Raw genomic sequence first — 21,461 nt, forward strand, 5'->3', positions numbered from 1 at the left:
GTTGCACCTGTCTGTTCTGCGCGGGTCTGGTCAAGGACGCGCTTCGGTGGGGTTGACGCCTCCCAGCCTAGGAACGATGATTCGGCGGCACACTGCGGTTCTCCGACCGGAGAGCGGGACCAACCCGGCCTTCGTCTTAGGGCAAACCCGAACGCACGAAGGGCCCGGACCGAATCGGTCCGGGCCCTTCGTCAGGCGACAGCTGCGGCTGAGCGTTCAGGCTGAGCGCTCAGCGCGGTCGGAGGTCAGTCCTCGTCCTCGTCGTCCTTCTTCTCCACGACCAGGGTCTCGGTGGTGAGCACCAGGGCCGCGATCGACGCTGCGTTGCGCAGAGCCGAACGGGTGACCTTGACCGGGTCGATGATGCCTGCGGAGATGAGGTCGCCGTAGGAGTCGGTGGCGGCGTTGTATCCCTGGCCGGACTCGAGGTCCTGGACCTTGGACACGACGACGTAGCCGTCCTGACCGGCGTTCTCGGCGATCCAGCGCAGCGGCTGGACGATTCCGCGCTTGACGATCTCCACGCCCGTGGCACCGTCGTAGTCGAGGCCGAAGTCCTTGCCGTCGAGGACCTTGGCGGCGTGGATGAGAGCCGAACCGCCGCCGGCGACGACGCCCTCCTCGATGGCAGCACGGGTCGCGGACACAGCGTCTTCGACGCGGTGCTTGCGCTCCTTGAGCTCCACCTCGGTGGCGGCGCCGACCTTGATGACGGCGACACCGCCGGAGAGCTTGGCCAAGCGCTCCTGCAGCTTCTCGCGGTCCCAGTCGGAGTCGGTGTTCTCGATCTCGGAGCGGATCTGGGCCACACGCCCGGCCACAGCGTCATCGGCACCGGCACCATCGACGATGGTGGTGGTGTCCTTGGTGACGGTGATCGTGCGGGCATTGCCGAGCTCGTCCAGGGTGACCTGGTCGAGCTTCATGCCCATGTCCGGGGTGACGACCTGGCCGCCGGTGAGGACGGCGAGGTCCTCGAGGATGGCCTTGCGGCGGTCACCGAATCCGGGAGCCTTGACCGCGCAGACGTTGAGGATGCCGCGCAGCTTGTTGACCACCAGCGTCGACAGTGCCTCGCCCTCGATGTCCTCGGCGATGATGAACAGCGGCTTGCCGGCCTGCTGAACCTTCTCGAGGACGGGCAGGAGCTCCTGGATGTTGGAGATCTTGCCCTGGTTGATGAGGATGAGCGCATCGCCCAGGATGGCTTCCTGGCGGTCGGCGTCGGTGACGAAGTGCGGGGACAGGTAGCCCTTGTCGAACTGCATGCCCTCGGTGATCTCCAGCTCCACATCGGAGGCCTGGGACTCGTCGATGGTGATGACGCCGTCCTTGCCGACCTTCTCGAAGGCATCGGCGATGAGTGCGCCGATCTCCTCGGACTGGGCGGACAGACCGGCCACGTGGGCGATCTCCTCGGAGCCGGCGACATCGCGGGAGATGGAGCCGAGCTCGTCGGAGACGGCCTCGACGGCGGTCTCGATGCCGCGCTTGAGGGCACCGGGAGCGGCGCCCGCGGCGACGTTGCGCAGACCCTCGTTGACGAAGGCCTGGGCGAGGACGGTCGCAGTGGTGGTTCCGTCACCGGCGATGTCGTTGGTCTTGGTGGCGACTTCCTTGGCCAGCTGTGCGCCGAGGTTCTCGTAGGGATCGTCGAGCTCGACCTCACGCGCGATGGTCACGCCATCGTTGGTGATCGTGGGTGCGCCCCACTTCTTGTCGAGAACGACGTTGCGGCCGCGGGGTCCGAGCGTCACCTTGACGGTGTCAGCGAGAGTGTTGACACCCTTTTCGAGTGAACGACGGGCCTCGTCGTTGAATTCCAGATTCTTAGGCATTCGTCCTCCTGTCTTGAGAGTCGTTCAGGGGATTCAGCCGATGACGGCGAGCACGTCGCGGGCCGAGAGGACGAGGTACTCCTCGCCGGCGTACTTGACCTCGGTGCCGCCGTACTTCGAGTAGATGACCTTGTCGCCGACAGCGACGTCGACGGGAACGCGGTTGCCGTTGTCAGCAACGCGGCCGGGGCCCACTGCGACGACTTCGCCTTCCTGCGGCTTCTCCTTGGCAGTGTCGGGGATGACCAGACCGCTGGCAGTGGTCTGCTCGGCTTCGACCTGACGGATGACGATCCGATCTTCGAGTGGCTTGATGGAGACCGACATATCGGGCTCTCTCCCTTCGCTGGGTTCGATACTGGTGGAGTCAGACGGCGGCGTGCGCCTGAGGAACCTCTCGTCGTCGCGGGTGCCGAGGAGTTCGACCGTCCGATGAAACTGGCACTCACTGAGTGTCAGTGCTAATGCGACTCTATGACTCCTTTAGCACTCGGTCAACTCGAGTGCCAAGATTTCGCGGGGCTCTCGGGGAAAGCTCAGCCTCGGGGTGCGCGGACCGCCACCTCGGCGGCCCGCACCCCCGCCTCGGCGGCCAGGGCACGCTACCGCAGGGCCACGGCCCGAGCACCGCTACCTCGGCGGGACGCGCAAGCCCATGAATGCGCGAGAGGGACCCCGGACGGATCCGGAGTCCCTCATCGGTGCGCTCATCTCGGCTGCGACCGCGGACGGTCGGCTGGTGCCGGCGCTCGGTCAGCGCCGCAGCGCTGAGCTCAGGCGCAGGCCCACTGTCCCCAGCCGGCCTTGGCCTGGAGCTTCTTCGCACGGTCGAACTGCTCGCGCGGGCTGGCGTCGATCGGGTTGCCCGAACCGCCCACGCTGCGCCACGTGGCGAGCTTGAACTGGAAGAGGCCGAAGTGGGCGTTGTTCTGCTTGTTCACGGCGCGCGGGTTGAAGTTCGACTCGCACTTGGCGACCTGGTACCACTTGGAGCCGGGTCCGCCGAGCATCGCCTTGATCTCCTCGGTCGTCATCGAACCGCCGCCACCGGAGCTCGAGCCGCCGTCGTCGGAGCCTCCGCCGGAGCCGCTTCCGCTGTCATCGGATCCCGAGCCGGAGCCCGAGCCCGAGTCGTTCGAGGAGGGCTTCTCCTTCTTCTTCGTGCCCTCGACGACGACCTTGGCCTTCGGTTCGGAGAGGACCTTTTCGCCCTTCTTCTCCTTCTCGACCTCTTCGCCGTTGACGATCTTGACCTGGTACTCGACTTCCTTCTGCCCGGCCTTGCCCTTCTCCTCGACCTTCGTCTCACCGACGAAGAGGGAGTCCGACTTCTTCTTCTCGACCTTGGGCTCGATGTCCTGCTTCTCCTTGACGGTCTTGTTCTCCACCCGGTTGACGGTGAGGACCTGACCGTCGGTGACGGATGCGCTCATCGGCACGGAGAGGTAGTCGTCCTTGTCGAGCTTGATGTCGGCTTCCTTGAGGGCGGCGCCGGCGGTGTCGACGGGCGCGGTGACCTTGTGGTCCTTACCGTCGGCGACGACGGTGAGCGCCTTCGCGGTGGTGACGTCGATGCTCGTCTCGCCGTCGACCTTGAGCTTGTCGGTGGCTTCGGCGCTGAGCTCGGCATCCTTGGCTTCGACGCCGAGGTCGGCGAGAGCCTGCCCGACGGTGTTCGCGTTCGTCCACTCGTCGGTCTTCTTGCCGTCGACGGTGAGCGCGACGTCCTTGGCGGTGTTGACCGTGACCGTCATATCGCGGTCGATCTTCGTGTTCACACCCGGCTTGACCTCATCGCGCTTCTCGAGCTCGATGTTCTGGCTGTCGAGGATCTCACCGACGGTTCCCCCGAAGGTGCGGATCTCTTCGGCCTTGCCGTTCACCTCGAGGGTGACGGGCTTGTTCATGGTGAGCACGGCACCGGTGCCACCGACGAGTCCGGTGATGACGACCGCCTGTGCGGCGATCTGCACCTTGCGGTTCTTGAGAAAATCAATCACAGAAATATCCCCGAGCAGAGTTGATCAGCTGTTTGCGACTCATCCACTGTAACCGATTCGTTACATCGCTTGCAAAAGATTACGAAACCGTAACAGGAATCTCTCAGACTCCCGGATTTCCGGGGTTCACAGCAGTCGGCATCCGTCCAGGTCAGACGTCATCCACGGCACGACCGACGACCGTGATGTGACGTCCATAACGACCGTGATCTTGGCCCTCACCCTCGCCGAGGCGGGGGCTCAGTCCCAGCTGCCGAGCGCGGTCTCCGCGTTCGCCCACACCGCCTCGGCGAGGTCACCGGCGTCCATCTCCCGCACCTCGGCGAGCATCCTGGCCGTGATCGGGGTGAGGTAGGGGCCGCCGGGCTTGCCGCGGTAGGGATGAGGGGTGAGGAAGGGGGCGTCGGTCTCAGTGAGGAGGAGCTCGAGCGGGGCGCTCGCGGCGGCCCGGCGCAGCTCATCGGCGTTCTTGAACGTGATGTTGCCGGCAAACGACATGAAGTAGCCGTGCTCGGCGCATTCGCGGGCCATCGCCTCGTCGCCGGAGAAGCAGTGGAAGATCGTCACCTCGGGCGCCCCCTCCTCGCGGAGGATGCGCAGGACGTCGGCATGGGCCTCACGATCGTGGATCTGCAGGGCCCGGCCGGTCCGCTTGGCGATCTCGATATGCGCCCGGAACGACCGCTGCTGCTCGGCGATGCCGTCCTCACCGGTGCGGAAGTAGTCGAGGCCGGTCTCCCCGACCACGCGCATCCGGTCCTCACTCGTCACAAGCGTCTCGATCTCGGTGAGCGCATCGTCGAGGAGGCCGCGCTCTGCCAGCCGCGGGGCCTCGTTCGGATGGAGCGCCGCTCCCCCGAGCATCCAGGTCCGCCCGGTGACAGGCGGTGTCGGCACCCGGGCGGCGACGGCAGGGTCGACGTTCGCCGCGGCGGCCAGGGCCGCATTCCCCTGTCCTGCGTACTGGGAGGCGACGAGCGCGGTCGTCCAGCGGGCGGCGGGCAGGTCGCAGCCGATCTGGACGATCCGGCGCACTCCGGCCGCCTCGGCGGTGTCGAAGAAGAAGTCGAGATCGGGGAACTCCTCGTCATCGGACGGGGTGACCTCCGGGGAGGGTTCGCCGGCACCGAGCGGCAGGCGCACGCCCGTGCCGATGTCGAGGTGGGTGTGGGTGTCGACGATCGGGTGGGGCAGCGGTTCGGGCACCGGCGGGTACGTTCCGGCAGCGCGCGAGGCCATTACTCCGTCTCCTCCACGAACTTCGGGAACACCGGTTCGGGCTTGGGTAGCGGGGTGCCGGGCACGAGCGGGAAGTCGATGGCCGCGAACGAGCGGGGGTCGACGTCGGCGGCCGACACCCCGCCCTCGGCGGTCTCAGCGGCGGCCGGGGCGATGCCGGCACCGGCGAATCCCGCTCCGGCGGCGACGCCGACGGCGGCACTCGCGGTCACGGTGTCCATCACCTCGGCACCGGTGCCGGTCTCGATCGCGGTGGGCAGAACCTTCGCGCCCGCCTCGGCGGACCCTTCGGCGACGCCGAGGAGGTCGAGGATCCTCCCTGCGGATTCGGGCATGACGGGCTGGATGAGGATCGAGACGATGCGCACGACCTCGATCGTCACCCAGAGGACGGTGGCCATGCGCTCGGGGTCGGTCTTCTTCAGCTTCCAGGGCTCCTGCGCGGAGAAGTAGCGGTTGGCTTCGCTGAGGACCTTCCAGCACGCGTCGACGTAGAGGTGGAGGCTCTGGGTGTCGACGTGCCGGCGGGCGGTCTCGAGGGTGCCGCGGGCGAGGGAGAGCAGGGACTCGTCCGCCTCGGTGAGGTCGCCGGGCTGCGGCACCTGTCCGTCGCAGTTCTTCGCGATCATCGACAGCGAGCGCTGGGCGAGGTTGCCGTACTCGTTGGCGAGGTCGGCGTTCATGCGGGTGATGATCGAGTCCTTCGTGTACGAGCCGTCCTGGCCGTAGGAGAACTCGCGGAAGAGGAAGAAGCGGACGGTGTCGAGACCGAATGCGTCGACGAGGTCGATGGGGTCGACGACGTTGCCGACGGACTTCGACATCTTCTCCCCGGCGTTGAAGAGGAAGCCGTGGGCGTGGACGCGACGGGGCAGCTCGATGCCGGCGGACATGAGGAACGCGGGCCAGTAGACACTGTGGAAGCGGATGATGTCCTTGCCGATGATGTGGACGTCGGCGGGCCACCACTTGGCAAACGCCTCGGAGTCGTCGGGGAAGCCGGCGGCGGTGAGGTAGTTCGTCAGGGCGTCGATCCACACATACATGACGTGCTTGTCGTTGCCGGGCACGGGCACGCCCCAGTCGAAGGTCGTGCGCGATATCGAGAGGTCCTTGAGGCCGGAGGCGACGAACGAGGCGACCTCGTTGCGGCGGGAGTCGGGGCCGAGGAACTCGGGGTGATCGCGGTAGAGCTCGAGGAGGGGCTCCTGGTACTTCGAGAGGCGGAAGAAGTAGGACTCCTCCTCCGTCCAGGTCACCTCGGTGCGGGTCTCCTTCGACAGGCGCACGCCGTCGACGACTTCGGTCTCGTCCTCGGTGTAGAACGCCTCGTCGCGCACCGAGTACCAGCCCGAGTACGAGTCGAGGTAGATGTCGCCGGCCTCTTCGAGTCGACGCCAGATCTCCTGCGAGGCGGCGTAGTGGTCGGGGTCGGTGGTCCGGATGAACCGGTCGAAGGTCGAGCCGAGCGCGAGCTGCGTGTCGCGGAAGTTCTTCGCGTTGTCGTCAGCGAGCTGCTTGGGCGTGATCCCCAGCCTGTTCGCCGCCTGAAGCATCTTCAGGCCGTGCTCGTCGGTGCCGGTGGCGAAGAACACGTCGTGGTTGTCGAGGCGCTTGAACCGCGCGATCGTGTCGGCGGCGATGTACTCGTACGCGTGCCCGATGTGGATGGCCCCATTGGGGTAGGCGATGGCTGTTGTCACGTAGTAACCCATAGGCAACTCAGTCTAGATGACGCGCGACGCCCCGCTTGCCGCGGTTCGGCTCGTGGGCGCGGGCGACGTGGGGACGCGCGTGGTGGCGGTGTGCCGGGGCCCGCGCCTCCGAGCCGAAAGCCCTCAACCCGAAGTGAGTCGCATTCTGCCCGATCGGTCGGTTCGACACCCGACCCCACGGGCGGAGAGTGATTCAGCACAGACCCGAGACCCCGAGCCGATCGCACCGACCCGAGCACGGGTCGACTCCCAGCCGCCCGCACTCGAGTCACCGCTTACTCGCGGTGGAGCCAGGCCTCGTAGATCTCGCGCTTGGACAGACCGAAGCGCTTCGCGATCTGCCCGGCCGCCTCCTTCGCCCTCACCCCCGAGGCGACGAGGGTCTCCATCTCGCCGAGGTGGTCCTCCGGAGCCGTCTCCACCTCGGTGGCGCCGGCGAGGACGAGTGTGAGCTCGCCGCGCAGCCCGTCTGCGGCGAGCTCGCGCAGCGTCCCGACGGTTCCGCGCAGTGTCTCCTCGAACGTCTTCGTCAGCTCCCGGCTGATGCTCATCGGGCGGTCGGGACCGATGACGGAGAGCAGGTCGTCCATCGTCTCGGCGATGCGGTGGGGGCTCTCGAAGAAGACCATCGTGCGCTTCTCGCTCGCGAGCTCCTCGAACAGAGCAGTCCGCGCCCCCGACTTGCGAGGGATGAACCCCTCGAAGCTGAAGCGATCACTCGGCAGACCCGAGACCGCAAGCGCCATGAGGACCGCGGACGGCCCGGGGGTCGCGGTGATCGGCAGCCCCGCCTCGGCGCACGCTTTGACCACCCGATACCCGGGGTCGGAGACGGCGGGCATGCCGGCGTCGCTGAGGAGGACGACGGTCTGACCTGCGCGGATGAGGTCGACGATCTCCGGTGCCCGCCCCGCCTCGTTGTGGTCGAAGACGCTGATGACGCGTTTCGTGTGGCTCAGCCCCAGCCGCTGGGACAGCGAGAGGAATCGACGGGTGTCCTCGGCGGCGATGACGTCGGCGGTCTCGATCGCCTGCCGCATCCGCGGTCCCGCATCGCCGAGGTTGCCGATCGGAGTCCCGACGAGGATGAGTCGCCCTCCGGTCGGGTCGAAGTCGGGGGCGTCGCGGTCGCCCGCAGGCCCGTGATCGTCGCTTTCACCCAGCGGACCGAGAGCTGTGTCCGTGTCGTCCGCGTGAGGCGCACCCGAGGTGGGAGAGGGGCTCAACTGTAGGACGTGGTTCCGGCGAAGAGCCCGAAGCCGAGGACGGCGACGAAGAAGAAGATGTAGACGACCCAGAAGAGGATCCACAGTGCGGTGCCGATGTAGCCGACCCAGAGCGCCGCGATCGCCATCCCGTCGCCGCGTTCTCCGCGTTCCCGGATCTGCTTGCGGGCGATGTGTCCCATGACGATGCCGGCGATTCCGGCAAGGAAGATGCTCGAGACGACGCCGAAGATCGAGGCGACGAGCGCGATGATCGCGAGAGTGTTCGTCGGCGGCAGAGCCTGATAGGCGACTCCCGCGCTGCCGTAGCTCGACGCGGGACTGTAATTCGCCGGCTGGTAGCTGTTCGATCCGTAGTTGTCAGTGGCTTGCCCGGACTGGGGCTGCTGGTAGTACATGTCTGGGTTGTTCCAGTTGTTCTGGCTGCTCATGGCTTCTCTCCTCGGGGTCACCACCAACGGTACAGAGACAATCATCTCGGCAAAAGGCGAGCGTGTTGCAATCCTGCATCGTCGTCGCAGTCCACACAGGCGAACACAACACAGTCCACACAGGCGAACACAGCACAGTTCACCGTGACGAACACGGGCGGGAGCGCGCGCCGGTTCCGGTTGACGGCAGACGTAGGCAGACGTGCCGAGCGGTCACAACGCCGACAGATCCGGGGCGCCGGCAGATCCCGAACGCCGACCCGTTCCTGGCATCACTGGTCCTGGGCGCCGTTCGTCGTCCCGACATCCTCGCCGGTCCGCCCACCGGTTCAGGACGTCATGCGCCAGATCATGAGGTCGTCGACAGCAGCGCGAGAATGCCGACGCCGACGACCGCGGCAACGATGATGGCGAGGAGGCCGAGCCCTATGCTGATGTATCCCATGATGAGGCCTGCCATCGCCTGCCCTCGGCCGTCTTCGCCGGAGCGTTTGATCTGGCCCAGGGAGACGTGGCCGAAGATCACCGCGAGGAATGGGGCGATCCAGAGGAACATGAGGATGAAACTGAAGAACCACCCGATGAACGGGATCATCGACAGCAGTCCGCAGACGAACCCGCCCGCCAATCCGATGATGCCCATCCACATCGCCCAACCGGCGAGGCCGTTCGACTTGCGGTAGACGACCGTCGGCGTTCCGTACGTGCCGTAGGTGACCGGCTGGCTGTAGGACGCCGGCTGAACCGAATACGGCTGCCCGCCCGATGGTCCCACCGAATCGAGGTACTGACCGTAGTCGGTGTACTGCCCACCGCCGTACCCGGCCTGCGACGGGTCGCCATACCCGCTCTGACCGTATCCGGCCTGGCCGGAGCCGTACCCGGCCTGGCCGGAGCCGTATCCGGCCTGGCCGGAGCCGTAGGGCGACGGGGAGGCCCCAGCCCCCGAGCCGAACTGCTGCGATCCCACCTGCGGAGGATCGCTCGGGCGGTAGTCCGGGTTGTTCGACACTCTCATCACCGTCTTCGCTCGTGTGCTGGGGCGCTCGCACCCGTACCGGTGCGATAGCCGTAGTCTCCACCCTAACCGCCCCGGCTCTCCCGCGGTACCGTCAGCCCGGCCACTCCGCTCCGCGTGCACGGAGCCTGCCCGCCCGCAGAGGTCTTGCTCCGCTCCTGGCACTCCTCGGACACGACGCGTCCAAGGCTGGGCGGCTTCCGAGTGTCCGCACCCTAGACTTGGCCGTGATGACAGCACCCGCAGATCCCCCGACGCCGAGGCGACCGACCGATCCCCGATCCGGTTCGACTTCCCCGTCCGCCCCGCACCCGACCGCCGAGGCGACAGCGTCGACCCCGGGCCCCACAACAGCGTCGACCTCGAACTCCACGGCCGCGACGAGCCCGAGCTCCACAAACTCTGCCCCAGCCGCAGCCACCGCCACGAAGGACCGTCAGCCCGCGTCGGGCCGGATCGCCAAGGAGGAGCGGGCCCGCCGCCGCGAGCAGATCCTCGCCGGCGCCGCCGCGCTGCGCCGGAAGTCCTTCACCGCCGGCATGTGGGCGACACGGGCACCGCTGTGGATGTGGCCGGCGCTGATCGTCATCACCGTCATCAGCGGCATCCTGCGCCTCTTCCGGCTCGAATTCCCCGGCCGCCTCATCTTCGACGAGACGTACTACGTCAAAGACTCGTACTCGATGATCACCTACGGATACGAGCGCTCCTGGCCGGAGAACGCCGACGCCTCCTTCAACGCCGGCGACCCGAGCGTCATCGGATCGGCGCCGGCGTACGTCGTCCATCCGCCGCTGGGCAAATGGGTGATCGGACTCGGCATCGATCTCTTCGGCGCCGACGATTCCTTCGGCTGGCGATTCTCCGTCGCCGTCGTCGGCACGCTCACGGTCTTCCTTATGGGGCTTGTCGCCTGGAAGCTCTTCCGCTCCGCGTTCTTCGCGTGTGCGGCGGCGGTCCTCCTCTCGATCGACGGCGAGCATTTCGTCCATTCCCGCACGAGCCTGCTCGACATCGTGCTCATGGCCTTCATCCTCCTCGCCTTCTGGTTCATCCTCCTCGACCGGGAGCAGGTGACGAAACGCCTGGCCCGCTGGGCTGCCGACACCACGGACGGGGTCCCCGTGGCCGCCCGCGGCCGCCGGTCCGCCGATGCCGAGCGCGCGGACCTCATCAACTTCGGCCCCCGCCTCGGCGTGCGTCCCTGGCTCATCGCCGCCGGCATCGCGCTGGGCATGGCGACGGGCGTGAAATGGTCGGGTCTCTACGCGCTCGCGGCCTTCGGCATCCTCGTCGTCGCGTGGGACGTCCACTCGCGCTACCGGGCCGGCGTCGTCCATCCGTGGCTCGGTGCCCTCATCCGCGACAGCATCCCGTCGTTCCTCAAGCTCGTGCCCACGGCGCTCATCACCTATATCGCGACGTGGACCGGGTGGATCCTCTCCGACGACGCATGGAATCGGCAGTGGGCGGCCGAGACCCCCGGCTGGTGGCAGGCCCTGCCCTCGTGGCTCGACTGGCTGCCCTCGCTCGCGCAGTACCACTACACCGCGTACTCCTTCCACGTCGGCCTCGACGCCGAGCACCCCTACATGTCGAACCCGTGGGGCTGGATCGTCCAATGGCGGCCGACCTCGTTCTACTACGAATCGCTCAGCCGCGGCGACCTCGGCTGCGCGGCGGCGAAGTGCTCCTCGGCGATCACCTCGGTGGGCAACCCCGTGATCTGGGGACTCGCCCCTGTCGCGCTCCTCGTCGTCCTCGCCGCGTGGATCGTGCGCCGCGACGTCCGCGCCGGGGTCATCCTCTCCGGACTCGCTGCGACCTGGCTGCCGTGGTTCGCCTACCAGGACCGGACGATCTTCACCTTCTACACGATCGTCATGGTCCCCTTCGTCGTCCTCGCGCTCGTCTACTGCCTCACCCTCCTCTGGGGCCGTCGCACCCCGAACCCGCCCTTCGCCCCGCAGATCCGTACGTCGACCATGCCCGTCCCCTCCCCCGCCGAGGCGGGTCCCTCCACCGAGCCGAGCCCGACGTCCGCCGCCCCTGCCCCCGGTCCCGCCGAGGCGGCCGCCGCCGTCTCCGACGCACCGACCACGCCACCGACCGACGGCCAGCCTGCGCCGCCGACGCACCGCGGGCGCCTGGGCTCGCGCCCCCCGTGGCCGCTGCTCGGCCGCCGACTCGCCGTCGGCGCAGTCCTCGCCGCAGCCGTCCTCGCCTTCGCGTACTTCTGGCCGATCTACACCGGCGAGGTCATCCCCTTCGAGGCATGGAACAACCGGATGTGGAACGTCACCTGGCGCTGATCTGAACCGGACATGACCTCGTCGTCTGTCCGACACCGATCGTTCACCTCCCGGACACGACCCGTCGTTAGCGTCGGGGCATTGTGACTGACGAAGCGATACTGAACCACCCAGCACCCACCTCGGCGAATCCCTCTTCGGATACCGGCCCCGGACCAGGGGTCGTCGCCATCATTCCCGCCCGTGGAGGATCCAAGGGGATCCCGCTGAAGAACCTCCAGAAGGTCGCCGGCGTCTCCCTCCTCGCCCGTGCGATCAACGCGGCGAAGGCCACGCCGAGCATCGACCGGGTCGTCGTCTCGACCGACCATGAGGGCATCGCCGCCGAGGCGGTCCGGGCCGGCGCCGAGGTGTCGCACCGTCCCGCAGAGATCGCCGGGGACACGGCGACGAGCGAATCGGCGATCATCCACACCCTCGGCGACCTCGGTGAGGACTACGGGGTGACGGTCTTCCTCCAGTGCACCTCGCCGTTCATCGACTCGGCGTCGATCGACAACGCCGTGTGCCGAGTCCGCGACGACGAGGACGACGTCGTCTTCTCAGCTGTCGAAGACCACTCGTTCCTCTGGCGCCTCGGCGACGACGGGGAGGCGGTCTCCGTCGGCCATGACAAGGCGTTCCGTCCGCGCCGGCAGGACCGCCCCAAGCACTACAACGAGACCGGAGCGTTCTACGTCATGCGCACCGCGGGACTGCTCGAATCCGGTCACCGCTTCTTCGGCCGGGTCGGCATCGAAGAGGTCCCGCCCGAGCATGCGAGAGAGATCGACGACATGTCCGACCTCACCCTCGTCCGCGCGATCGCCTCGACGCAGGAGACCGCGCAGGTCATCGACGTCGATGCGCTGGTGACCGATTTCGACGGGGTCCACACCGACGACGGTGCCTACGTCGACGAGGACGGCAATGAGCACGTCCGCGTCCACAGGGGCGACGGAATGGGGGTCTCACGCTTGGCGAAAGCAGGTTTCCCTGTCATGATTCTCTCAAAGGAACGCAACCCCGTGGTCACCCGCAGGGCGGAGAAACTTCATATTGGCGTAACCCAGGGTGTCGACAATAAGTCGGAGGTCCTGCAGTCGTGGATCGACGAGCAGGGCCTGGACGCAGCACGCGTGGCCTATGTCGGCAACGACATCAACGACCTCGAAGCCTTCGACGTCGTCGGCTGGCCCATCGCCGTCGCGGACGCCCACCCCAAGGTGCTCGCGGCAGCCCGAGTGGTCCTCGACCGACCGGGCGGGCGGGGTGCGGTCCGGGAGGTCTGCGACCTCATCCCGGTCCGCGCCTGAGGCCGCCGTTCGGCTCGGCGCAGAGCCGAAGCCGCCCGGGCCCCGTCACCCCACCGACAACTTCACACGGAACAGCACCACCCACCCCAGCGCGGAGGCATCGCACCGCGTTCGAAACGAAAGCAGGACTCATGACTGATCACATCGCCCCCGTGGCCATCGGCGACCAGCTCGTCGGCCCGGACCAGCCCGTCTACATGATCGGCGAGATCGGCATCAACCACAACGGCGACGTCGAGATCGCCAAGCAGCTCATGGATGCCGCTGCCACCGCAGGCGCTCAGGCCGTGAAGTTCCAGAAGCGCAACCCCGATGTCGCCGTCCCCGAACACCAGAAGTCGAAGATGCGTCAGACCCCGTGGGGCGAGATGACCTACCTCGACTACAAGTTCCGCGTCGAGTTCGAGAAGGACGAGTACCAGGAGATCGACCGGTACGCGAAGGAACTCGGACTGCAGTGGTTCGCCTCGCCGTGGGACACCGACTCCGTCGACTTCCTCGAGAACGAGTTCGACGCCCTCACCTACAAGGTCGCCTCGGCGTCGCTGACCGACTTCGAGCTGCTGCGTGCGATCGCCGCGACGGGCAAGCCCGTGCTCTGCTCCTCGGGCATGTCCGACTGGGCGACGCTCGACGCCGCCGTCGAGGTCTTCGACAAGGACAGGCTCGTCCTCATGCACGCGACCTCGACCTACCCGCTGCCCCCGGAAGAGGTCAACCTCCGCGCGATCCCGGCGATGGTCGAGCGCTACGGCGTGCCCGTCGGCTACTCCGGCCACGAGCTCGGGCTCGAGATCTCGTTCGCCGCGGTCGCCCTCGGCGCCGTCACCGTCGAACGCCACATCACCCTCGATTCGACGATGTGGGGCTCGGACCAGTCGGCGTCGATGGAGCCGCGCGAATTCTCCTCCCTCGTCAAGGGCGTCCGCGTCCTTGAGAAGGCCATGGGCGACGGCGTCAAGCGCGTCATGCCCGGCGAGGAGTCGAAGATCGAATCTCTGCGCAAGGTCACTGCCTGAGCTGAGGCACTGAGCTGAGGCACCGCACTCACGGAACTGCCCCGAAGCCGCCCGGCTCCGGGGCAATTCTGCGTCCGTCACCGGGTGCGACGCAGGCGCCGCACGCGCCGCCTCAGTCCCTTCGCCGCCTTGGCCATGGCCGAACGCGCCTCGGCCTGTGCCGTCCTTCCGGCCAGCGAGCGCAGGTCGTTCTCGGCACGCTCGGCACGCGCACGCAACCCGTCCCGCTCATGGGCGAGTTCCCTCGTCGCCGCCGTCGCCTCGTCGACGGCCGACTGCGCGGTCTCGAGCGCCGCCTGTACCATGTCACGTTCGGAAGTGACCCGCTCGAGCGTTGCGCGGTCGGCACCCGCCTCTCGGCGCACCCGGGCCAGCGCCCGCGTCTGTGCGACGCCTGCCTCCTCCGATTCGGCGACCGCCGCGAGGTGGAACTCCTCTGCGCGCACGTGGTCTGTGCTCCGGGTCCGGACCGCTCGCCGCGGTCGACCGGACTCCCCCAGAGCGTCCCCGATGGCCCGATGATTGTCCCGGGTCAGCTCCCAGAACCGCTCCCTCGTCGCCGCGAGGTCCTCCTGCAGGTCGACACCGTAGGAATAGGCGTCCATCACCGCCGCAACGATCCGGTCCGCGAGAACGCGGGCGCGTCGGCCGACGCTGCCGTCGCTCGTGTCCGCACCGCACGCGCCCGTGCCTCGCGCGACGTCAGCCCCCAGCCTTCCCGCCTCGGCGGCCCTTTCCTCGGGACCGCCCGCGACCATCCCTTCGGGTCCGACCGGGACGACGAACTCGGGATGGCCGATGTCGTGGGCGAAGTACCCGAGCTTCGCGTGGAGATCGAGCGAGAGAGGGATCGAACCGACCCCGAAGGGGATCATCTGCGCATGACCCCGGCCGCCGAGGACGTAGGGAACGGAGGAGAAGAGTGTGAACCCTGAGAAGAAGCCGATGTCCGCACCCCACAGGCGGATCTCCTCGACCTCGGGCACCTCCGCGCGGAGACGGCGTGACACCTCGGCGTCGTCAGGATGGAAGGGCACACTGAGGACTCTCCAACCGTCCGCGACGAGCGCGCGGGCGCTGTCGACGACGGCCCGGTGGATCACTTCGGCGTCGTAGCCGGCCGCCTGCTGTCGGCCGTGGACGAGCATCTGGATCGCGATGAGTTTCTCTCGGGGATCCGGTCGGCTCCCCTGCAGCGGTTCGTAGAGCAGACCACCCAGGGTCGTCGGACACGGCTGGAAGTCGATCGGCACCGCTGAGGGACCGAGAAGCGCCGACATCGACGCGATGCTCCCCGAGTTCCGCAGACCGAAGAACACCGACTGCTCACGGACCTGCTCGACGTGGGTGCGGAGAAGATCGTCGAACTCCGGTTGACCGGGGAACCGATTGTCACCCACGGCGTAGACGATGAGGGGAACCTCGATCCCAGCCAGCGTCTCGGCGGAGATCTTCCACTGCCACCCGGAGAGCCGATTGGGATTCGTGTCCTGGAGGAACAGTCCCCCGCCGCCGATGACGACGGCATCGGCGCGGGCGTTGATCCGGTCGACCAGGCCGCCGTCGACCTCCCGCCGCAGGGCCGCCGCCGAGGTGAACGCCGCCTCACCGTCGAAGGCGCGGAAGGCGTCGCGGACGACGGGGAAGAGCGCTTTGTCCCCGTAGTTGCCCCAAGTCGGGATGTCGAAGTGGAAGAGATCCGCCATAGAGCGACTGTAGTGGACCCGACCGAACGGCAGATGAATGCGCCAGGCCGCTGTCTGCCACCGAACCGTCGACCCAGACAACTGGAATGCGAACTTCGGGTGAATAGCACGCACAGTCTGGTTCACCGCTCAGTCACCGCGAGTTACCCGACCCTGTCTACCATCGTCTGAGCACATGCACGCGTCGTGCTCCCCCGCGGCCGTGCTCAGCAGCGAAAGGACCCCATGACCACTCCCCTGACCAGCGTCATCATTGCGGCGAAGAACGCCGAACAGACCATAGGGAGCAGTCTCAAGAGCTTGACCATGCAGGGGTTCGCCCCCGATGAGCTGGAAGTCATCGTCGTCAACGACGGCTCGGAGGACCACACGGCCGACGTCATCGCCGAATACGAGAACAGACTCAACCTGGTGCCCATCGAGAATCCCGCGTCGCTCGGAGTCTCGGCATCCCGCAACCTAGCCCTCGAAGCATCGACGGGTCAGACGATCACCTACCTCGACGGTGACGACTGGTATGCGCCGGGACACCTGCGGAAGATGACTGACGCAATCACCGGGCTGGGTGTCGACTTCGTCAAGATCGACTACGTGCTCGTCGAAGGCACGAAGCGCAGCCTCAGTCAGGCGCCCTGTGCCGTCCGGAACCGCGCGCTCAACCCGCGCGACTACATCATGCCGGCGAACATGCCGACGATGGTCGACTATCCGGCCTGCTGGACGGGCATCTTCACCCGCAGCATGGCCGATCGCGGCCTGCTCACCTTCGACCCCGCGCTGCGGACCTGCGAGGACAGGCCGTGGACCTGGCGGCAGCACCTCGAGTCCGATTCGTTCGCCGTCATCAACTCGGCAGGTCTGTGCTACCGCAAGGGGATGTCGACCTCGCTGACCTCGATCTACGACGAAAGGCAGCTGGACTTCATTCCGGCGTTCCGGACCGTCTTCGCGATGCTGGAGAACGACCCGGAGATCGACGAATTCGAGACCAAAGCGGTGAGGAACTTCCTCTCGATCCTCTACCACCAGCTTGTCAGGCGATCGGACCAGATGACGACCGAGGTCAAGCAGAAGCTCCTCGCCGGGGCCACGACGAACGTGAAGATGATCAAGCCCGAGTTGGTCGAGAGGGTGGTCGAAAGATTCGGCGACGACCGGGTTCCGGTCATCGCCCCGGTACTCAGGAGGGCACAGGCATGACACAGCTCATCCAGATCTCAACGCTGTATCAGCTCGCGAACGTTGCTGCGAACATCGATGCGGGCCACTTCGGGCCAGCTGACGAACGCCGCATCCTGGTCGTCGCCAACAACGCCTACGCGCCCGAGATCACACCCTCGGCGACAGATCTTCTCGGCTCCGCGACCCTGCTCAGCCGCTTCGACTCGGTGGTCGACTGGAACGCGGCCATCTGGCCGAGCCACCCCAAGCAGTTCGGGGTCTCGCCCACTCGCGCACCGATCATGCGTGCGCTGCTCGAGCGGCTGTGGTCGTTGTCGCCCGACGAGGACATCTCACTCGTCGTCGAATCGCTGCCCGGTCATCCTGCACACGCACTCACTCAGGTCTTCGCCGACGCACTCATCTCTGTGCACTCCGATGGCCTCATGAGCTATGGACCCATCCGCAACCCACTCGGACGCCCGCTGTGGCAGCGCCTCGAGAACGCCCACTACACCGATCTGCTGCCGGGGGTCATGCCACGCCAGCTCGCCGAACATGCGCCCAATCGCATTGCCCTGACCGTCGACGAGCTGCGACCGGTCATCGAGGAGATGGCTCGTGAATCCGACGAAGCGCTCGAGGCCTCAGGCCTATCGGAGCCGATCGACGACAGCGCCCTCGTTCTCGGCCAGTATCTCGCAGAGATCGACCTCATCACCGAAGAGGAGGAGATCCAGCTCCACCTCGACATGCTCGACGAGGTGAAGACGCGCGGTGTGAGCACGGTGATCTTCAAGCCGCACCCGACCTCGGCCCGAACGGTCGTCGAACCCCTGAGGCGTCGCGCCGAGTCCCTCGGCCTGCGCTTCGTCCTCGCCGATGTTCCTGTCCTCGCCGAGGTGGTGGCCTCGAGGACGCAGCCCCGTCTCGTCGTCTCGTGCTTCTCGACCGGACTGGTGACCACACAGGCACTGTTCGGAACCGAGACTGCGGCCGTCGGCACGGAACTGCTCCTCGAGCGCATTGCCCCGTATCAGAACAGCAACCGCATCCCGCTGACGATCGTCGACGCGCTCAACCGCGGCGGCTACTCCCTCACCGACCGTCAGAACGGCCGCGGTCTTCGGGACTTCAACGCCCTCATCGACGCCGTCACCTACTGCATGCAGTCGAACATCATGGCGCATCTGCGGGAGCCGGCGATCAGTTTCCTCACGCGTGCTCTCGGGACCGACGACATGGTCTACTTCAAGCGCAAACGCCTCACCCGACTCGACCTGCCGGGCAGTCTCGAAGCGTCGAGCCGCGGGCGGGTCCTGAGGACGGGGAAGCGCTTTCTGCGCAAGAACGCGAAATCGGCGCTGTCGAAGCTCGACAAGCGCGGAATCAAGATCGACGTCGCCAAACTGACCGGACGCCGCTGAGATGCCGCAAACGGCCATCGCCTTCGTCGAATCGCCGTTGCAGTTCCTCTCTGCCCTCGAAGCCCACGACCCCGAGGGCGACCTCCTCATCCGGGCGCGGGCGAACGCGAAGGGGATGTCCTCGTTCCTCGACGCCTTCGACCCGGAGTGGCTCCCCGCGAACGTCCGCCTCGAACGCCAGGGGGCGAAGCCGGGGATCCTCCGGTCCCTCAACCCCTCGGTCATCTACCTCGGCGACCCGTGCTCCGGACAGATCCACAAGGCTCTGTCCGTGGCCTACCTCGAGCGGAAGATGCCGCACATCGTCCTCCTCGACGACGGGTTGGCGACCTATTCGACGATCGAGACGCTTGCTGCCAAGCGCGGGCCGCTCGTCCGTCCCAGGCAGAAGCTCAAGGCCCACCGGGCTGTCATGGCCGCCTACATCGCCGACCGTCTGCGCGGCCTGGCGGGTTCCGGACGGCTGCGGTGGCACACCGCGCTGCCGGTGCCGAAGGGACTGCGCACCAAGTTCCTCCGCGCCGGGGGCGAGATCACCCGGCATCGCTTCGAGCATCTGCAGTCGCTGCCGACCGGGGGCGGTCACTCTCGTGACACACCGGTGATCGGCTCCGCTCTCGTCGCCGACGGGCTCATCAGCGAAGCCGACTACCGCAGATGGCTCGACGGTCTCACCGCCGCCGGCCCGATCACCTACTACCCGCACCGGCGTGAGACCGATGAGTTCCTCGAGCGCCTCGGTTCCGACGATCGGGTGCGCATCAAGCACGTGGGGCTGCCGATCGAGCTGCGGCTGATCAACCTTCCCCCGGGATCCGTCATCCGCAGCCTGCCGAGCACGGCCGCGGTCTCGCTGTCGGTGCTCAATCCCGATGTGCGCATCGACGTCACCGAGATTCCGGCGGAATGGTGGACCGGCGCCTCACCCGATAGTCTGCGGAAGTCCCTCAACGCGCGAACGGTCACCGGTGATGTCGATTCCTGATTCCCCCGTCCCCCCACTGGAGCCGGACACGGCCTCACTGCCGGTCGCCGACACCGTGGTGCCCTCGCCCGCCGACAGCCCGTCGGGGGCAGCGCATGCCCACGGCACCGACGAGCATACGATCCCGTCCGGACACGAACCGATCAGCATCGTCTCCGTCTCCGACAGCGAGTCCTACCTCAAATGGGCGACCCAGCTGCTGAGCACACTGCCCGATGTCGAGGCACACGTCTACCTCGTCGACAATCCGATCCTGCCGACCGACGAGCAGATCGCCAACGCCGTCGCCGACACCGCATGGGAAGGTCACACCATCCCTGTCGTGTCCCGCAGCGAACTCGGAGCAGTGATCTCCCATCATCGACCGGACATCGTCCTCGGTGCCGCGACGGGCCCGATCGTCGCCCAGCTCTTCCTCACCGCGAGCGCCCTCGAACGACGACCCGCACTCATCTCCGGGCTGCCGGGGATGGGTCTGCCGGCCAGCGGCAAGGGAATGAACTACCGGCGGCTCATGGACGCCTTCCTTGCGCACTCGTTCACCGAGGTGAGCGAATACCGGGCAGTGAGTGCGATGCGACGAGTCCCCGCCGAGATCCTCCTCGGCAGGCTTCCGATGCTCCGCTCGGAATCGCTTCCCGAACCGCCGGCCCCACAGTCGCTGGCCGCAACCCCGCGAACGCTCGTCTTCGCCCCACAGGCGAAGGTGCCGGCGAGCGCCGCGCAACGGGAGGCGATCATCGCCGCTCTCGCGGAGTTCGCCGAGCGTCATCCCGAGTCGCGGGCCATCGTCAAGATGCGGTCGCGTCCCGGTGAGCATGAGACCCATCACGAACAGCATTCCTACTTCGACATCATTGCCGACTTCAAGAAGCGCGCAGTTCCAGGGGCCGAGCGGCTCGAGATCGGCTACGGCCCGCTCACTGCGTTCCTCACCCCCGGTGCGGCCCTGGTCACCGTGTCGTCGACAGCCGCTCTCGAGTCGATCGACCGGGGGATCCCGACGCTGCTCATCTCCGACTTCGGGTTCGATCGGGGACTGCTCAACGAGGTCTACGCCGGTTCGGGCGCCGAGGGGACCCTCGCCGACGTTGCGGCCGGGCGGATCGGCTTCCCGGATCGGGCGTGGCTGGCGGAGAACTACTTCCACACCGACGACGGAAGTCTGCGCCGCAGCCTCGGCCTGCTCGCCGTCCGCTCTCGACAGAGGCAGCTGCCCGACAGGCGGAGGTCGGTGTGGAAGCAGAAGCGCATGCTCATGCGTGCCGAGGTCCGGACATTCACACCGACGCCGTTCATCCGGGTGTACCGGAGGATCCGCTACGGCCGCTGAGCGAGCACATCAGCCGACGAGTATCGGCAACAGACCGTGCGATCTCAGGCCCGATCGTCGGTGGCGGTTCGGGATTCGTCCAACTCGACGACCACCTCGGCGGGCGGGGTGGAATCTTTGAACACCCACGTCCGGTAGGCATAGAAGCGGAAGGCCGTCGCCAGGGCGATGCCGATGACGTTCGTCGAGATGTTGTAGGTGAGCTGATCGCGCATGCCGAGCAGATACCAGGTCACCCCGAGCGGGGCGACGGTGATGACCATGCCGACGAGGTTGACGACAATGAAGAGGATGATGCCGCGGAGATTCGAACCCGTCGTCCGGTCGCCGTAGGTCCACAGCCTGTTGCCGATCCAGACGACGATCATCGCCACGATCGTCGAGACGATCTTCGCCTTGATCGGGCTTCCGTCGAGGAGCGCGGGGATCGGCCCCAGACCATACGCGAGGACGTTCGAGAGCCCCACATCGACGACGAAGCCGACACCGCCGACAGTGAGGAACTTGAAGGCTTCCACCGCGAGGCGCCGCAGCCGGGCCGATACAGACTCATTCATGACAGCACTACTCTAGGGCGCGAGCTTCCGGACTCGCTGAGCGTCCTCAGGTGTGTCTCGACGTTGTGCCCGCGCAGTGCCGAACCCGATGACGATGAAGAGAACCGCCCGCCAGATACTCGACACAACCCGCCTATCCGATGGCCGCCTCGCGGTCGTGCACTCTCGCGACTCGAGGCCCGGGGCTCCCGCATCTCTA

The 21,461-nt window shown here is 67.0% G+C and carries 17 protein-coding genes; 7 read left to right on the top strand and 10 right to left on the bottom strand.

Features of this window, described 5'->3' with window-relative positions:
- Positions 1-245: 245 nt before the first annotated feature.
- The 8 genes from groL to ACQ1RG_RS00665 form a co-directional block, all read right to left on the bottom strand.
- Positions 246-1,838, bottom strand: a complete 1,593-nt coding sequence (gene groL / locus ACQ1RG_RS00630; protein WP_009376235.1) for a chaperonin GroEL — start codon at positions 1,836-1,838, stop codon at positions 246-248.
- A gap of 33 nt (positions 1,839-1,871) precedes the next feature.
- Entirely contained in the window at positions 1,872-2,165 is a 294-nt protein-coding gene (gene groES, locus ACQ1RG_RS00635) for a co-chaperone GroES (protein ID WP_009376237.1), read from the bottom strand.
- A 446-nt stretch (positions 2,166-2,611) separates the two neighbouring features.
- Positions 2,612-3,838, bottom strand: coding sequence for a resuscitation-promoting factor (locus ACQ1RG_RS00640; protein WP_009376239.1), 1,227 nt, complete (start codon positions 3,836-3,838; stop codon positions 2,612-2,614).
- Between the two features lie 240 nt (positions 3,839-4,078).
- Positions 4,079-5,077 carry a TatD family hydrolase gene (locus tag ACQ1RG_RS00645; protein ID WP_119296732.1) on the bottom strand — a complete coding sequence of 333 codons (999 nt, stop codon included), beginning with the start codon at positions 5,075-5,077 and terminating at the stop codon, positions 4,079-4,081.
- The gene (gene metG, locus ACQ1RG_RS00650) at positions 5,077-6,792 is read right to left on the bottom strand and encodes a methionine--tRNA ligase (protein WP_119296733.1); all 1,716 of its coding nucleotides are present in this window, start codon (positions 6,790-6,792) and stop codon (positions 5,077-5,079) included. Before metG ends, ACQ1RG_RS00645 begins: the two co-directional genes overlap by 1 nt.
- Before the next feature lie 275 nt (positions 6,793-7,067).
- Positions 7,068-8,018, bottom strand: coding sequence for a 16S rRNA (cytidine(1402)-2'-O)-methyltransferase (gene rsmI, locus ACQ1RG_RS00655; protein ID WP_009376245.1), 951 nt, complete (start codon positions 8,016-8,018; stop codon positions 7,068-7,070).
- A complete protein-coding gene (locus tag ACQ1RG_RS00660; protein WP_009376247.1) occupies positions 8,015-8,449 on the bottom strand; it encodes a DUF4190 domain-containing protein in 435 nt (144 codons plus the stop codon). The genes rsmI and ACQ1RG_RS00660 overlap by 4 nt, the downstream gene beginning before the upstream one ends.
- A 349-nt stretch (positions 8,450-8,798) precedes the next feature.
- A complete protein-coding gene (locus ACQ1RG_RS00665; RefSeq protein ID WP_205772206.1) occupies positions 8,799-9,467 on the bottom strand; it encodes a DUF4190 domain-containing protein in 669 nt (222 codons plus the stop codon).
- 230 nt (positions 9,468-9,697) lie between these two features.
- On the opposite strand from ACQ1RG_RS00665, the gene ACQ1RG_RS00670 reads away from it, so the two are divergent.
- The 3 genes from ACQ1RG_RS00670 to ACQ1RG_RS00680 all read left to right on the top strand — a co-directional run bounded on the left by ACQ1RG_RS00670 (position 9,698) and on the right by ACQ1RG_RS00680 (position 14,093).
- Positions 9,698-11,779 carry a dolichyl-phosphate-mannose--protein mannosyltransferase gene (locus ACQ1RG_RS00670; protein ID WP_009376251.1) on the top strand — a complete coding sequence of 694 codons (2,082 nt, stop codon included), beginning with the start codon at positions 9,698-9,700 and terminating at the stop codon, positions 11,777-11,779.
- Between the two features lie 83 nt (positions 11,780-11,862).
- Positions 11,863-13,074 carry an acylneuraminate cytidylyltransferase gene (locus ACQ1RG_RS00675; RefSeq protein WP_009376252.1) on the top strand — a complete coding sequence of 404 codons (1,212 nt, stop codon included), beginning with the start codon at positions 11,863-11,865 and terminating at the stop codon, positions 13,072-13,074.
- A 131-nt stretch (positions 13,075-13,205) separates the two neighbouring features.
- A complete protein-coding gene (locus ACQ1RG_RS00680; protein WP_009376254.1) occupies positions 13,206-14,093 on the top strand; it encodes an N-acetylneuraminate synthase family protein in 888 nt (295 codons plus the stop codon).
- A 77-nt stretch (positions 14,094-14,170) separates the two neighbouring features.
- Here ACQ1RG_RS00680 and ACQ1RG_RS00685 read toward each other — a convergent pair whose 3' ends face one another.
- Positions 14,171-15,799: a polysaccharide pyruvyl transferase family protein gene (locus ACQ1RG_RS00685; protein WP_430600418.1), complete on the bottom strand. Its 1,629-nt coding sequence runs from the start codon at positions 15,797-15,799 to the stop codon at positions 14,171-14,173.
- A gap of 225 nt (positions 15,800-16,024) precedes the next feature.
- On the opposite strand from ACQ1RG_RS00685, the gene ACQ1RG_RS00690 reads away from it, so the two are divergent.
- From ACQ1RG_RS00690 to ACQ1RG_RS00705, 4 genes are read left to right on the top strand one after another with little or no spacing between them, the layout of a single operon-like run.
- A complete protein-coding gene (locus ACQ1RG_RS00690) occupies positions 16,025-16,999 on the top strand; it encodes a glycosyltransferase family 2 protein (RefSeq protein ID WP_009376256.1) in 975 nt (324 codons plus the stop codon).
- Positions 16,996-18,387 (top strand): polysialyltransferase family glycosyltransferase, encoded by a 1,392-nt coding sequence (locus ACQ1RG_RS00695; protein ID WP_119296764.1) that lies wholly within the window; start codon positions 16,996-16,998, stop codon positions 18,385-18,387. The genes ACQ1RG_RS00690 and ACQ1RG_RS00695 overlap by 4 nt, the downstream gene beginning before the upstream one ends.
- Position 18,388: 1 nt before the next feature.
- Positions 18,389-19,372: a hypothetical protein gene (locus tag ACQ1RG_RS00700; RefSeq protein ID WP_009376259.1), complete on the top strand. Its 984-nt coding sequence runs from the start codon at positions 18,389-18,391 to the stop codon at positions 19,370-19,372.
- Positions 19,359-20,705 carry a DUF6716 putative glycosyltransferase gene (locus ACQ1RG_RS00705; protein ID WP_009376261.1) on the top strand — a complete coding sequence of 449 codons (1,347 nt, stop codon included), beginning with the start codon at positions 19,359-19,361 and terminating at the stop codon, positions 20,703-20,705. Before ACQ1RG_RS00700 ends, ACQ1RG_RS00705 begins: the two co-directional genes overlap by 14 nt.
- Positions 20,706-20,749: 44 nt before the next feature.
- Here ACQ1RG_RS00705 and ACQ1RG_RS00710 read toward each other — a convergent pair whose 3' ends face one another.
- Positions 20,750-21,262, bottom strand: a complete 513-nt coding sequence (locus ACQ1RG_RS00710) for a GtrA family protein (protein ID WP_063250666.1) — start codon at positions 21,260-21,262, stop codon at positions 20,750-20,752.
- Positions 21,263-21,461: the final 199 nt, after the last annotated feature.

This window comes from Brevibacterium sp. K72, assembly GCF_050562175.1.
Classification (GTDB): domain Bacteria; phylum Actinomycetota; class Actinomycetes; order Actinomycetales; family Brevibacteriaceae; genus Brevibacterium; species Brevibacterium casei.